The 14814-nt window shown below is 56.7% G+C and carries 12 protein-coding genes; 4 read left to right on the top strand and 8 right to left on the bottom strand.

Features of this window, described 5'->3' with window-relative positions:
• Positions 1-57 precede the first annotated feature (57 nt).
• A complete protein-coding gene (aspS, locus tag VH413_00790) occupies positions 58-1887 on the top strand; it encodes an aspartate--tRNA ligase (protein ID HEX3797206.1) in 1830 nt (609 codons plus the stop codon).
• A gap of 1 nt (position 1888) precedes the next feature.
• Here the strand turns inward: aspS and VH413_00785 are convergent, their stop codons facing one another.
• The 6 genes from VH413_00785 to VH413_00760 form a co-directional block, all read right to left on the bottom strand.
• On the bottom strand, positions 1889-3238 hold the full coding sequence (locus tag VH413_00785) for a M20/M25/M40 family metallo-hydrolase (protein ID HEX3797205.1): 1350 nt from the start codon (positions 3236-3238) through the stop codon (positions 1889-1891).
• Positions 3239-3329: 91 nt separating this feature from the next.
• Positions 3330-3962: a redox-sensing transcriptional repressor Rex gene (locus VH413_00780; protein HEX3797204.1), complete on the bottom strand. Its 633-nt coding sequence runs from the start codon at positions 3960-3962 to the stop codon at positions 3330-3332.
• A gap of 63 nt (positions 3963-4025) precedes the next feature.
• Entirely contained in the window at positions 4026-6878 is a 2853-nt protein-coding gene (locus tag VH413_00775) for a PSD1 and planctomycete cytochrome C domain-containing protein (GenBank protein ID HEX3797203.1), read from the bottom strand.
• A 137-nt stretch (positions 6879-7015) separates the two neighbouring features.
• Positions 7016-8221: a lipid-A-disaccharide synthase gene (locus VH413_00770; protein ID HEX3797202.1), complete on the bottom strand. Its 1206-nt coding sequence runs from the start codon at positions 8219-8221 to the stop codon at positions 7016-7018.
• The gene (locus VH413_00765; GenBank protein HEX3797201.1) at positions 8218-8613 is read right to left on the bottom strand and encodes a hypothetical protein; all 396 of its coding nucleotides are present in this window, start codon (positions 8611-8613) and stop codon (positions 8218-8220) included. Before VH413_00765 ends, VH413_00770 begins: the two co-directional genes overlap by 4 nt.
• An 8-nt stretch (positions 8614-8621) precedes the next feature.
• On the bottom strand, positions 8622-9641 hold the full coding sequence (locus VH413_00760; GenBank protein ID HEX3797200.1) for a Gfo/Idh/MocA family oxidoreductase: 1020 nt from the start codon (positions 9639-9641) through the stop codon (positions 8622-8624).
• Positions 9642-9818: 177 nt separating this feature from the next.
• Between VH413_00760 and plsY the strand changes: the two genes are divergently transcribed.
• Both plsY and VH413_00750 read left to right on the top strand, forming a co-directional pair.
• Positions 9819-10487, top strand: coding sequence for a glycerol-3-phosphate 1-O-acyltransferase PlsY (gene plsY / locus VH413_00755; GenBank protein ID HEX3797199.1), 669 nt, complete (start codon positions 9819-9821; stop codon positions 10485-10487).
• The gene (locus VH413_00750; protein HEX3797198.1) at positions 10484-11467 is read left to right on the top strand and encodes an NAD(P)H-dependent glycerol-3-phosphate dehydrogenase; all 984 of its coding nucleotides are present in this window, start codon (positions 10484-10486) and stop codon (positions 11465-11467) included. Before plsY ends, VH413_00750 begins: the two co-directional genes overlap by 4 nt.
• A gap of 102 nt (positions 11468-11569) precedes the next feature.
• Here VH413_00750 and thrH read toward each other — a convergent pair whose 3' ends face one another.
• Together thrH and VH413_00740 are read right to left on the bottom strand one after the other, a co-directional pair.
• Positions 11570-12175 carry a bifunctional phosphoserine phosphatase/homoserine phosphotransferase ThrH gene (gene thrH / locus VH413_00745; GenBank protein HEX3797197.1) on the bottom strand — a complete coding sequence of 202 codons (606 nt, stop codon included), beginning with the start codon at positions 12173-12175 and terminating at the stop codon, positions 11570-11572.
• A 178-nt stretch (positions 12176-12353) separates the two neighbouring features.
• Entirely contained in the window at positions 12354-13154 is an 801-nt protein-coding gene (locus VH413_00740; GenBank protein ID HEX3797196.1) for a histidinol-phosphatase HisJ family protein, read from the bottom strand.
• A gap of 388 nt (positions 13155-13542) precedes the next feature.
• Here VH413_00740 and VH413_00735 point away from each other — a divergent pair, with 388 nt between their 5' ends.
• Positions 13543-14811, top strand: coding sequence for an adenylosuccinate synthase (locus tag VH413_00735; protein ID HEX3797195.1), 1269 nt, complete (start codon positions 13543-13545; stop codon positions 14809-14811).
• Positions 14812-14814: the final 3 nt, after the last annotated feature.

Below are 14814 nucleotides of genomic sequence, written 5' to 3'. Positions count from 1 at the left end.
CCAAAATTTCTCTTTGAATAATCCCCGGTTCTCGGCCAAACTGCTCGTTCGTTATTCATGAAAAGAACGCATCATTGCAACGAACTTCGCCCCGCGCACATCGGGCAAACCGTAACGCTTTCCGGCTGGGTACATTCCCGCCGCGACCTCGGCGGACTCATCTTCATTGACATCCGCGACCGCGAGGGCCGCACGCAAACTGTTTTTGATCCGTCCGATTTGCCCAAGGAACTTTTTGACCGCGCGGCCGCGTTGCGAAGCGAATGTGTTGTGAGCGTCACGGGCAAAGTCCGCCATCGTCCGTCCGGCACGAACAATTCAAAAATCCCGACCGGCGAAGTTGAAATTGGCGTCACCGCTCTCGAAGTCTTGAACATGGCCGAGGTGCTGCCGTTCCCGGTGGACGATCCTGAAGTCGCCGCGAAGGTGAATGAGGAATTGCGCCTGCAATATCGTTACCTCGATTTGCGCCGCCCCGAAATGGCGTGCAATCTTCGCCTGCGCAGCAAGGTCGCCACCGCCGCGCGCGTGTTCATGGATGAGCAGGGTTTTTTGGAAGTCGAAACGCCGACGCTTTTCAAATCCACGCCCGAAGGCGCGCGCGAATTTCTCGTGCCCAGCCGCCGTGAGCCGGGAAAATTTTACGCGCTGCCGCAATCGCCGCAGCAGTTCAAGCAGATTTTGATGGTCGCGGGCGTCGAGCGTTATTTCCAACTCGCGCGCTGCTATCGCGACGAAGACCAGCGCGCCGACCGCCAGCTTGAGTTCACGCAAATTGATATCGAGATGTCGTTCATCGAGCGCGAAGATATTTATGCGCTCATCGAGGGCTTGCTCAAGCGCGTCTGGAAAACCGCGTTGAACATGGACATCCCGACGCCGTTCAAGCGCCTCACGTTCGCGGAAGCGTTGAATCGTTTTGGCATTGATAAGCCGGACACGCGTTTCGGCATGGAACTGGTGGATTTCACCGAGGAATTTCGCGCGAGTTCATTCAAGGTTTTCAGCGGCGCGATTGCCAATGGCGGCGTGGTGAAGGCGCTGAATGCGAAAGGTCTCGCGGGCGCGACGCAAGGACAAATCGAGACAATGACTGAATACGCGAAGAGTTTCGGCGCGAAAGGCCTGGCGTTCATCAAGGTCGAGAAAGGCGAATGGAAATCGCCGATCGTAAAGTTTTTCAACGACGCAGAAAAAGCCGCGCTGACGCAGAAGCTGGGCATCGAGGAAGGCGATTTGATTTTGTTCGCCGCCGATCAATGGCTCAACGCCTGCGAAATTCTCGGCAAGATTCGTTTGTATTGCGCCGAGGTTTTGAAAGGGCAGGGCAAGCTCAACATTCCCGCCGACCGTTTCGATTTTCTGTGGGTGGTGGATTTTCCGCTGCTCAGTTTCGACAAGGAACAGAACCGCTGGTATTCGAGCCATCATCCGTTCACCGCCGCGGTCACCGATGATATTCCGCTGCTCAAGACGGATCCAAAAAAAGTCCGCGGGCAGCATTATGATATTGTGGTCAACGGCACCGAATTGGGCGGCGGCTCGATTCGTATTCATCAACCCGACGTGCAGAAAACCATTTTTGAAGACGTGCTGCAAATTCCCGCCGACATGGTGAAGGCGCGTTTTGGTTACATGCTTGAAGCGTTTCGTTACGGCGCGCCGCCACATGGAGGCATCGCGCTTGGCTTCGACCGCATGATCGCGATCCTTTGCGGCACACCGAGCATCCGCGACGTCATCGCGTTTCCAAAAACGGCGAAGGGCACTGATCTCATGACCGATTCGCCCGCGCACGTGGAGCCGAAACAACTTCGCGATTTGCATCTTGAGGTGAAAGTTGCCGCTCCAAAGCCCGCTGGTGAAACGCCCGCGCCCGCGAAGTAATTTACTTCTTTGCCGGCGCGCGATAATCGCCGTCCAGTTCCGCCGCGAAATACGTGAACACCGCGTACGCGGCGGTGCTTTGATTGATGCGCTCGGGCTTGATTTTGTCGAGCGTATCGTCCGGCGTGTGGTGATAATCAAAATAATCCGAGGCATCCAGCGCGAGGGTGACCACGGGAACGTGCGCTTCAAAAAGCGGTTCAATGTCCGACTCGCCGTGCGATAAATTATCACCGGGTAAAACTCCCAACGGCGTCAGTGCGGCTGCGATGCGTTTGAGGCTGGGTTCGTCCGCATTGGTCACGCCGGTTTGAAATTGGTAAATCGGTCCCTGACCCAAATCCGGTTCCGCCGCGATGACCACATTTGTCAACTCACTGGCGTGCATTTTTGCGTAAGCTTTTCCGCCTAAAAGTCCCGTTTCTTCCGAGCCGTAAAGCACCACGCGAATGGTGCGACGCGGGCGCTCCGGCAAATCGTGAATCAACTTTGCCGTGGCCAGCACAATCGCCACCCCCGCGCCGTCATCAATCGCGCCCGTCCCCAAATCCCAGGAATCGAGATGCGCACCGAGCAGAATTATTTCGTCCGGTTTCTCGCGTCCCTTGATTTCGCCGATCACATTCTGGCTGGTGACCGGGCCGAGGTCGCGCGGCGTCAAAGTCATTTTCACGCGCACCGGTTTGCCTAAGGCAGTGAGGCGTTCCAGTTGTTCGGCATCCGTCGCGGACAGGGCCGCCGCCGGAATTTTTGGCACGCCCTCCACATAATGCGTTCCGCCGGTGTGCGGACGCCGCACGCCATCCGTGCCGAGCGAGCGCAATAAATATCCAACCGCGCCGCGTCGCGCGGCTTCTACCGGGCCAGCGGTGCGAATTTTACCGGCAGCGGAATAACCCGCGCCGTCCTTCGTGCGAACCATGCGCTGGGTCACCACGGCAATTTTTCCGGTGAGCGATCCGGCGGGCGCGGCGAGAAGTTCAGCGTACGTTTTGAACAACGCGATTTCCGCTTCCAATCCTTCAGATGGCGTCGCCACGCCGCCGCCGAGCGCGGTGAGAATCAACGGCTGCGGCGAGGGACTGGTGATTTCCGCTTTTTCAATTCCGCGCACCCAGCCGTGTTCCAATGGAAACGTCTCGATCCAAACCTTGTCGAAGCCGAGTTGTTCCATGTGCTGCTGCGCCCATGCCGCGGCGCGCTTTTCGGCTTCCGAACCGTCCAATCGCGGGCCAATCTCGGTGGTTAACGATGTGATAATCTCCATCGCGGCAGAATTCGTCAGCGCTTGCGCGGCCAAATTTGTGGCGACATTTTCCGGTGAATTAATTTCTCCAGCGAGCGCAGGCAAAGCCGTGCATGAAATTACCAGCAGAAGAATTTGTGCCCACTTTATTTTTGCTGTCATGCGTCTCTGCATAAGAGTCGTCATGCAAGCCTCGTCAATCCTGAATGAAATAACTCAGGTTTTCCAACTCGATGGCGAGATTCACATTGTTGACCATCACTTCCTCGGGCACGTGCAGGACAATCGGCGCGAAATTCAAGATCCCCGTGATGCCGCATTGCACGAGCGAGTTTGCGACTTCCTGCGCGGCGGCGGCGGCGACGGTGAGAATCGCCATGCGCACATTATGTTCGCGGATGAAGTCGGCGATCTTATCCATGCCGAGAATTTCCTGGGTGATTTTTTTGTCACGCTTGCGCTTGGGATCAATGTCGAAGGCCGACACGATTTCAAAACCTTCCTTTTCAAAACCGCGATAGGAAAGAAGCGCGAGGCCGAGATTGCCGACGCCCACGAGCACCACAGGTTGCAATCCTTTGGTTCCAAGCTCGTCGGAAATCATCCGCGACAACTGCTCGACATCGTAGCCAAGCCCGCGCGTGCCGAACTGGCCGAAGTAAGTGAGGTCCTTGCGAAGCTGGGTGGATTTCACGCCGGCCACCTTGGCGAGCGCCTCACTCGACACGGTGCGGATGCCGTTGTCCTTGAGCCGCGCGAGGCAGCGCAGATAAATGGAGAGACGGTAAATCGTCTTGCGCGGAATTTCTGGGCGGCCGGTTTTTTTCAAGTTGGCCAAGAGATAATTCAAACCCGCCGCGCATGCAAGCGCAAGCGTGAGGCGAAGGCGGATTTAATCCACGAAGACCAATTCGTTCGCGAGCAGGATGATCTGCGCATATTTTTGCCAGGCATCGAGCCTGGCTGACGCGGGTGTGGAAGAATCCTTCGCCTGCTCATCAATAAAATCTTTTGCGAGTTGAACTTCTTCGCGGTTCGGCTCGCGTTGAAAGGCGAGTTCGTAGAGGCGGCGCACGCGTTGTTGCTCGCTGGTGATGGATTTAAGATCGGGACGCGCGGCGAGGCTTTTCGCCTGCTCGATGATGAACGGGCTGTTCATCAGGAACAAGGCCTGTTGCGGAACCGTCGTGTAAAAACGGCGCGGGCTGCTGGCATCCGGGCTGGCAAAATCAAACGCGCGAAAAAGGTCGGGAAGATTCTGGCGATCCACGAAACCGTAGACTGTGCGGCGCGTGGAATCGGCATCGGTGATGTCCACGGCATGGCCGCCCATCGTCAGGTCGAGCTTGCCGGAGACGTCGAGAAAAGTATCGCGCATGGCCTCAAATTCCAGCCGCTGGCGATTCATGCGCCAGTAGAGCTGGTTGCCGGGATCAATTTTTTCGCTTACCGGATTATTGTCGCTCGATTGCTGATAGGTGGACGAGAGCATGATGAGACGGTGCAGTTTTTTGATGGACCAGCCGTCCGCGACGAAACGCGCCGCGAGATAATCAAGCAGTTCTGGATTCGTTGGCGGGTCGGAGCGCAGACCGAAGTCGCTCGGAGTGGACACCAGCGCACTTCCAAAATGATGGAGCCAAACGCGGTTGACGAATACGCGCGCGGTGAGCGGATTGTCCGGGCTGGCGATGGCTTCCGCCAATTCGAGGCGGCCGCTGCCCTGGCGAAACGGTTTGCGATTTGGGCCGGAGAGAATTTCCAAAAATTCGCGAGGCGCATCGGCGCCTTGATTATCGCTGTTGCCACGAATAAAGATATGGACGTCATGCGGATTGGGCCGGTCCAGCAAAGCCATCGCACGCGGCGGCGCGCCGGGGTGGGTGGCATCAAGTTCCGCGACGCTGCGTTGCAAGGCGCGGAGTTTTTGGCCGGTGGGTGTATCGTAGAGGCGATCAAACTCGCCCGTAGGCAAATTCGCGGGCGCATCGGCGGCATATAATATTTGGCGGAGCGATTCGCGCGCCGGATCAGTGAGGTGAGCGGGCGCATTCGTCTCGTGAGAGACGCGAGTCCATTCCTCATCAATCTCGACGAACAATTTGCCATATTGTTCGGCTACATTTTTCATTGAGGCGGGAGCGTTCGTGAATATTTTGGCAACGAAGGGATTCACCGAGCCATCGGTGTTCGTGGAAATTTTGGCGGTGACTTTGCCAGCCTGTGCGGAAAAATTGGTTTCGTTCAAGGCGGCGAAAGCAAACCACGGCGCGAAGATTGGCTGCGAATTTTTACGCCAGCGAGCGAGGCCATCCCGCCAGCGATGGAGCACTTCGGGATCAAGCTTGGCTTTGCGAGCGAGGTCATCTATTTGCCCGTTGTCCTTAAGCGATTGTGCCTGATACGCGACGAAAAGATAATCGCCCGCCTCATGGCGCAGTTGTTCGGACATCGCGACTTCCTGCTTGTGCCGGTAATTATCGCGCTCGTCTTCGCGCTTCTTGCGCTCCGCCAAATATTCCGCGTGGGCTTTGGCGGGCGCATCCATGCCGAGCAGCGGCTCTTGTTCTTGCGCGGGTTCTTCCGAGCTGTCGAAAATGCCGTAGAGCGAATAGTAATCGCGCGTCGGGATGGGATCGTATTTGTGGTCGTGGCAACGCGCACATTCGACCGTCAAACCCATCATGCCGCGGCAAACAACGTCAATGCGGTCGTCAATGATGTCATGGATGTTATTGATGAAGCGCCGGCCCAGCGTGAGATAGCCGAGCGCGGCGAGGGGACGTTTGTCGGTGTTCGTCATCAAGTCGGCGGCGATTTGTTCCTTGAGAAATTGGTTGTAAGGCAGGTCTTCGTTGAAGGCGCGGATGACGTAATCGCGATAGGTATAGGAATAGGGATAGTGCCGGTCTTCCTCGAAAACGTAGCCCTTCGTGTCGGCATAACGCGCGACGTCGAGCCAGTGGCGGCCCCAGCGCTCACCGTATCGCGGTGAAGCGAGCAGGCGGTCCACGACCTTGGCAAAAGCCTCGGGCGACCGGTCGGCCTCGAACGCGGTGACTTCATCGGGCGTCGGCGGCAAACCGATCAGGTCAAAAGTCGCGCGGCGAATCAAAGTGCGTTTGTCGGCCTCGGGCGAGGGATGAAGATTCGCAGCTTCAAGCCGCGCGAGGACAAAATTATCCACGGGCGTCTTTACCAGGCGCGCATTTTTTGTTTCAGGAATCGCGGGTTCATGGACCGGTTGAAAGGCCCAATGCGTGCGGGCTTTTTCGTAAATTAGAGCGGCTTGCGATCTGCCAGCGCGCGGATCGGGTGCGCCCATTTTCACCCAGGCTTCGAGCGCGGCGATTTTTTCCGGCGAGAGTTTTTTATTTTTCGGTGGCATCGCCAGATCGGGATCGCTATAGCGGACGGCTTTGATGAGCAAACTTTGATCGGGATCACCGGGCTTGATGGCAGGGCCGGTATCGCCGCCTTTGAGCACGCCTTCGCGAGTGTCGAGCAACAGGCCGCCTTTGACCTTCGCACTCTGCTGACTGTGGCACTTGTAACAATCGTCCACGAGGATGGGGCGGATTTTATTTTCGAAAAATTCGATGCCGGCGGGATCGTCCGCGGCGCGGGCGCTCAGCGCAAAGACGCACGCGATGGCCACGATGATTATCGGACACAAACGAAATGACCGCGATGGGCGTTGATGCTTCAACAAGGAAATATGAACCTGCTGGTGTTCACTACTCAAACTTTTTTATCGCAAAGATCAGTGGCAATAGACCGCCGCTACGGGTGGAATTTTTGATTCTCCGCAAAATATATAACAAAATGACGAACGAGGAGGGTCTTTTGTTCAATCTGCTGGCTTTGCGCGAGCGCCGCGACTCATCGTGGCAACAGATTCAATATGGCATCCGCCGCGCGGCGGCTGGCTCCGGGACCGCCGAGCGAAGTCATGATTTCAGCGAGCCGGGCGCGAACGCGCTGGCGGGCGGATTCGTTGCGCAGCAGTTCGAGCGCGGCGGTGGAAATTTTTTCGGGCGTGGCGTCGTTTTGAATGAACTCGGGGAAAATTGGTTCGCCGGCAAGCAGGTTCGGCATCGTCAGTGATTTGACTTTGACGATGCGCTTGCCGATTTCGTAGGTCGCCCAGGAAGTTTTGTAGAGCGTGACCGTGGGCAGGCCGAAACAGGCGCATTCCATCGTGATCGTGCCGGTCTTGGAAATGGCAATGGTCGCGGTGCGCAAGGCTTCCGGCAATCCACCGGTTTGAATCTGCACCGAGGGCGTGGAGGAAATCAGATGGCGTGCGCTCCCGGAGAGTTCGGCGCTGGGCAGAATGACGGTCGCCGAGGCGAAGGGAATCGCGGCGCGAATTTTGGTGAACGCTTCGAGCATGATGGGCAGGTGGCGTTCCAATTCACGCTGGCGGCTGCCGGGCAGCAGGACAATCGAAGGATTTTGCGGACTTAAATTCGAGTCATTTTTTTGGGCGAAGGCGTAGCGGTCGAGCAGGGGGTGTCCGACAAACTCAACGTGAAGGCTGGGCACGCGACAGGCGTACCATTTTTTCTCAAACGGGAAAATGCTCAGCAACAAATCAAAATCGCGCGCGATCTGATAAGCGCGGCCTTCGCGGGACGCCCAGACTTGCGGCGAAATATATTTGATGACGCGCGGCTCCCAATTATTAAACGTGCCGCGCCGGGCGCGCACGTGCTTTTTGATCGCGGCGGCAAACATACTGTTGAACACAGAAAAATCCACGCAGATGATGGCGTGCGGCTCGCGCTCCAACGCCAGGGCGAACAAGCGATGGAACAGTTTGCGGAATTGAAAATATTTTTGCAGCAAGTCGAGGCCAATGACCGAATGCTGGGTAAGATCAAAGGCGAGTTCCACACCGGCTTCAGCCATGCGCGGACCGCCCGCGCCGAAAAAGCGGGGCGCAAGACTGGAGTTGCAAGGTTGCAGATCGTTGCTGGCGTGAACCCGGCGTTCGATTCCGGCGCGCAGTTCCCTGACGAGTTCGGCGGCGAGTTCGTCACCGCTGGCTTCACCGGCGATCACCATGAAGCGCGTGGGAATCATGGCTTGCCTTCGGGCATGAGCTTGCCGCGGTTCTCGCGGACGAACGCCGCTATTGCAATCGGCGCGAGGCAAAGGGCAATCCCGCTGAGGATGTCAGTGATGCGTCCGCTCCACTCAATGGTGAACGGCATGTTGGACGTGACGAGAGCGCCATCCGTTTGCGAATGAGTGACGACGACGACGGGAATGGGAAATCCCTGCATGGAAATTTTTGCGACAGTGTAATGAAAAAAGAATGCGAGCCAGATTCCTACAGCAAGTCCAATCGCCGAGAGCGACGCGAAGGCGCGCCACCATTTCGTCTCGTATCCCCCGCGCCGCAGCCAGCGATAGATGGAAAAAATGGACCACGCTGCCAGCGCCGCCAACGGTAGAATAAAAATAAAGCCCATGCGTGTGGTCAGCGAATCTGCTGAATCTGCCGGGTGATTTCGAACGCGAGGTCGAGCGCGAGTTTTGCGGCTTCACCGCTGACGACGGGAGTCTGGCGCGCCTGCACGCAATCCACGAAACTTTGCAATTCCACTTTAAGCGGTTCGGCTTTTTGAATCGGCACCGGCTCGCGCACGATGCGTTTGCCGGCGAACTCGCTGACAATCATCGAATCCTTGGCGGAAAATAATTTTTTCAGCAGCGAAGATTCCTCTTCGCCGTCGCGGGCGATGCGGGCGATGTAACCCTCCTGCGCGCGATAATCGAGCGAGACGTAGCTGGTGTTTGCGCCGCCGCTGAACACGCGGATTTTGCGCATGCGCTCGGGGCTGATGCGGCTCGCGGTGAGATTGGCGACGCAGCCGTTGGCGAAGCGCAACCGCGCGTTCGCGATGTCTTCGGATTTGCTGAGCACAGGAATGCCGACGGCATCCACGCTCGTCACCGGCGATTTAACGAAGGCGAGCACGACGTCCAAATCGTGGATCATCAAGTCGAGCACCACGCCGATGTCTGTGCTGCGCGCGGGAAAAGGCGAAAGGCGATGGGCCTCGATAAAACGCGGTTCGGTGGCGACACTTTCAAGGTATTTGAAAATTGGATTGAAGCGTTCGATGTGGCCGACCTGGAGCACACATTTTTTTTGCTGCGCGATTTGGACCAAGTCGGCAGCTTGCGCGGCATCGTCCGTCATCGGTTTTTCGACGAGCACATGCTTGCCTTGTTGGAGCAGCATTTTGGCGAGTTCGTAATGCGTGGTCGTGGGGGTGACGAGACTGAGGGCGTCGCTGGCCTGCGCGGCTTCGCTGACGGAAGAAAAAGCGCGCACGTCGTTTTTAGCGGCGATCTTTTGCGCTGTCTCGATGACGGAATCATAAAGCCCAACGAACTCGATCAGGCCGGCACGCGCCATCTCGGCATAGATGCGAACGTGTTCCTTGCCGAGGGAACCCGCGCCGATGACCGCCACTTTCAAAATGGATGACATGGGAAATTTATACGGCGTGGTGGGCCGAAGTTCAAAGTTTATCCGAGAGCTAGGGTAGGAGTTTCAAGTTTTCAGTTGGGAAGTTTTTTTCACATGCAGAATTAAATTTAATATCATTTGACGTTATCCGAACTTTAAACTTTGAACTTCGCAAAAGTATCTCCATAAAATGACCGCGTGGATATTGCTGTTTGTCTGATAACTGCGTTCGCCGCGTATTTACTCGGTTCGATTCCGAGCGGCTATTTGGCGGGCCGAGCGAAGGGGTTGGATATTCGCGCCATGGGCAGCGGGAACATCGGCGCGACGAACGCCTTTCGCATTCTCGGCAAAACCTGGGGCGCAGCGGTGCTGCTGGCAGATGCTTTCAAGGGATGGTTTGCGGCGGCGATGCTGCCGGTGATCGTGTGCAAAATTTTTGACCCGGCATTGTTAAACGTGCCGGAGGCGTCGCGGGATTATTTGAACATCATCGCGGCGATCTCGGTGATCCTTGGCCATAATTATACGTGCTGGTTGAAATTCAAGGGCGGCAAGGGAATCGCGACTTCGGCGGGTGTGTTGCTGGCGCTGGTGCCGTGGGCGTTGGTGATCAGTTTGTCCACGTGGATCATCGTGTGCAAACTCACGCGCTATGTGTCGGTGGGGTCCATCGCGGCGTCGGCGGTGCTGCCATTCGCCACTTGGCTGGTGCATCGCTACAGCATGCGCATGGTCGTCATCACCGCCGTGATGGGCGTGCTGGCAATCTATAAACACAAGGCAAACATCGTGCGGTTGATGAATGGGACGGAAAATAAAATGGGACAAAAACGCGCGGAGCCGGAAGCGGAGGAAATGTCATGAGCAAAATCACTGTGCTGGGCTCGGGCGCCTGGGGAACGGCGCTTGCGATCATTCTACATCAAAATGGGCATAAAATTGCGCTGTGGGGACACGACGCGAAACGGCTTGAGGAACTTGGCCGCACGCATCGCAACGAGCGTTATTTGCCGGGTGTGGAATTGCCGCAAGGCTGGCGGGTGGAAGCGGATTTGAAAAAAGCGATTGGCGACAGTGAAGTGATCGTTGCGGCGGTGCCGTCGAAGGCATTTCGGGCGGTCACGGAAAATTTTGCAGACTTCACGGGCACGGTCATCAGCGTGACGAAGGGAATTGAACCTGAGACGGGGTTGACCATGTGCGGGGTGCTGGGGGAGACGGCACCGAAGGCGAAGTGCGCGGCCTTGTCGGGGCCGACGTTTGCGCTGGAAGTCGCGCGGGGCATGCCGACGGCGATTGTCGCGGCAAGCACGGACGCGGAGACGGCGGCGCTGGTCCAGCAACTGTTTCATCGCCCGGCGTTCCGCGTTTACACGACTGCGGATGTGCTGGGCGTGGAGCTGGGCGGGGCGTTGAAAAATGTGATCGCGATCGCGGCGGGAGTTTGTGACGGGCTCGGTTTCGGGGACAATTCAAAGGCGGCATTGATCACGCGGGCGATGGCGGAGGTGCGCCGCCTGGGCGTGATTTGCAACGCGCAGGCGGATACTTTCAGCGGCTTGAGCGGGCTGGGGGATTTGACGGTGACGTGTTTTTCCAAGCTGAGCCGTAATCGTGGATTTGGCGAACGGCTGGGCAAGGGCGAACAACTCGAAAAGGTGCTGGGCTCGATGGTGACGGTGGCGGAAGGTTACCCGACGTCGCGCTCAGCGTATCAACTGGCGCGGAAACATCAGGCGAGCACGCCGGTGATTGATGAGGTCTATCGGATGCTTTACGAGGGGAAAGATGTGGCGAAGGGCGTGCGGGATTTGATGTCGCGGGATTCGAAGGCGGAGGATTAAGATTTTTGGTGAAGGGGATTTTGACGCAGAGACGCAGAATGGAGAGGGATTTTGTTGAAATGGATGAGGAATAGCCGGTCGTGGATTGGCAGGTAAAATTCTTTATTTCAGCGCTTCTTTAATTAGACGGAGTAAATCAGCGTATTCGTCAACGGCTTTGAATTGGGGGAATTGTTGCTGGATGGGGACGGGGGCGTGGAAGAAGAAGCCGAGGTTGGCTTCCATGAGCATTGCGGTGTCGTTGAAGGAATCGCCGGCGGCGACGACGTGGTAATTTAAATCTTTGAAGGCGGCGACGGCTTTGGCTTTTTGGTTGGTTTGCCGAAGCTTGTAGTTGACGATGCGATCGTTCACGACTTCGAGTTTGTGGCAAAAGAGCGTGGGCCAATCGAGTTGACGCATGAGCGGTTGCGCGAATTCCTCGAAGGTATCGGACAAGATAATGACCTGGGTGAGCGAACGGAGTTCGGCGAGAAATTCGGCGCCGCCGGGCAGGGGGCGCAGGGTGGAGATGACTTGCTGGATGTCGGAAAGTTTGAGGCCGTGCTGGTCGAGCAGATGGAGGCGGCCTTTCATGAGGACGTCGTAATCGGGGATGTCGCGCGTGGTGAGGCGGAGTTCGCGGATGCCGGTCTTTTCGGCGACGGCGATCCAGATTTCCGGGACGAGGACGCCTTCAAGATCCAAAGTGACGATGGTTTGTTTCACGGGGCGAAGTTTTGCAAAGTGACGGGGAAAAGTCTAGTGGGCACAGTGCGATGCGAAGAGATGGCGTAAAAATGGACTTATGGGGCTGCGTTGGGCTGAATTGGAAACGGCAATCTTGGCGTACATTGCTGCGGCTCACAGAGCCGCGGTCCGTTCGGAGATGGGAATCTGATGTGCGTTAAAATTTTTTGAACTCGCGTTTCCTTTGCGTGAAGCGGCAGGACTCGGTGTAACCGATTTCGCGGGCAAGTTGAATGGCTTCGGTGAAATTCATGCCGACTTCGCTGGGGGCGTGGGCGTCGGAGCCGAAGGTGATGGGAACATTTTTTTCGCGGGCGAGGCGGAGAAGTTTTGGGCTGGGATAAATTTCTTTGCAATCTTTACGCAGGCCGGCGGTGTTGAGTTCGATGGCCACATTTTTCTTCGAGGCGGTTTCGAGGAAGCGTTCGAAAAGCGAGGTGCAATCGCGGTCGGGATAGATGCCGAATTTTTTTGGAAGATCGGCGTGGCCGATGATTTCAAAGAGACCGGAGTCGGCGGCGCGGGTGAGCCAATCGAAATACATGGACCAGACTTCGTAAGCGTCGTGCTTTTTCCATTCGGCGAGTTGGTGCGGGCTGTCTATCGCCCATGATTCGGAAACGTAGTGGACGGAGCCGATGAAATAATCCCACGGGTGCATGCGGGCGAGTTCGCGGATCCAATCTTCCTGGCCGGGCAGGTAATCCACTTCGAGCGCGAGCTTGATGGTGAGTTGGGGGAAATCTTTTTGGGCGCGGCGCACGTTTTCGACGTATTCACCGAGTTTATCGGTGTTCATGCGCCATTCGTCGAAGTTGTCTTTGCGCATGGGCGAATGGTCGGAGAAGCCGATTTCGGTCAAGCCGCGCGCGACGGCGTGAGCGGCGTATTCGGTCGGCTGCCCGACTGCGTGCTGGCAGAGGGGCGTGTGCATGTGATAATCAGCGGGCCAAGACATGCGGATAGAATAAAGCAATGTGGGGTGGGGGGAAGTTTTTTTGGTGGCGGTGGACGCGGTCACGAACTGTGGGTTGGAGAGCGGATTTTGACGCAGAGGCGCAGAGACGCGAGAGGCGCAGAGGGGGATGAAGAAGGGATTTTGATGGGATGAGGAATGGGGGTTTGTTTATTCGGGCGAGTTGGTGGCGGGTGCTTTTTGGCGAAAATAATTTGTCATGGATTCGTTGCGAATCGGGCGTTGACACGGTGGGGGAGTCTCTCTAGTTTCTGTCTGTAAATACCGTGCGTTCGCCCCGAATTTACAGTTCGGGGATTTTTATTGCAGTTTTACGCGCGTGACGCTGGCGGTTGCAAAGTGCGGCTGCGCGTTTTTCGGTTGAATCATTATGGCGAATACAATTCTGGTCGGCGCCCAGTGGGGCGATGAAGGCAAAGGCAAAATCATTGACGTGCTCACGGAGCAGGCCGATGTGGTGGTGCGAACCCAGGGCGGCAATAACGCCGGTCATACGGTCTTCATCGGCCCGAAAAAATATGTGCTGCATCTGATTCCGTCGGGGATTTTGCGCAAGGGAAAAACTTGCGTGATCGGCAATGGCGTGGTGATTGATCCGGTGAGTTTGGTCGCGGAAATTGACGGGTTGCTCAAATTGAACGTGGGCGTGAACGGAAATTTGTTTATCAGCGAGACGGCGCACCTGGTTTTTCCTTATCATCGTGAATTGGATGAGCAGCGCGAAATGCTCAAGGGCAAAAATAAAATCGGCACGACCAAGCGAGGCATCGGCCCGGCGTATGGCGACAAGGCGGCGCGAACCGGACTGCGCATGATAGATTTGATCAATCCCGAGCGTTTTGCGATGCAGTTGAAATTGCGCATCAAAGAAAATAATGAAGTGCTGAAGGCGTTCGGCGCTAAACCGATTTCTTTTAGCAAAGTGCTTGCGGCTTATCGCGCGGCGGGCGAGCGGTTGCGTCCTTTCGTGACGAACACGGTGGTGCTGCTCGACAAGGCGATGCGCCAGGGCAAGGATATTTTATTCGAAGGCGCGCAGGGAACTTTCCTGGACATTGATCACGGCACGTATCCGTTCGTGACGTCGTCGAACACCACGGCGGGCGGCGCGTGCACGGGTTCCGGCGTGGCGCCGAATCGCATGGACCGCGTGGTGGGCGTGATGAAGGCTTACACGACGCGCGTGGGCGAGGGGCCGTTGCTGACGGAGAATGCGGAGATTGCGGACATGCTGCACGCGATGGGGCGTGAGTTCGGTTCGACGACGGGCCGTGCGCGCCGTTGCGGATGGTTCGATTCGGTGGCGACGCGCCACGCGACGATGGTGAATGGCATTGATGAACTGGCGGTGACGAATTTGGACGGGCTCGATTCGCTCGAAACCATCAAGGTGTGCATCGGTTATAAACTGGGCTCGACACGTTACGATTACATTCCAAACGACATCGAGACGCTCGCGAAATGCGAACCGATTTACGCGGAGTTTCCCGGTTGGAAAACGCCGACGCATGAAGTCCGCGATTGGAAAAAAATGCCGGCCAAGGCGAAGTCTTATCTCAAGGCGATTGCGGAGTTGACGGGAGCGAAGCTGGCGATCGCATCGGTCGGACCGGCGCGCGAGCAGACAATTTTCGTTTAGCCC

It is taken from the genome of Verrucomicrobiia bacterium (assembly GCA_036268055.1).
In the GTDB taxonomy this organism is placed as follows: Bacteria; Verrucomicrobiota; Verrucomicrobiia; order Limisphaerales; family Pedosphaeraceae; genus DATAUW01.
This window is presented reverse-complemented; position numbering and strand designations above follow the sequence as displayed.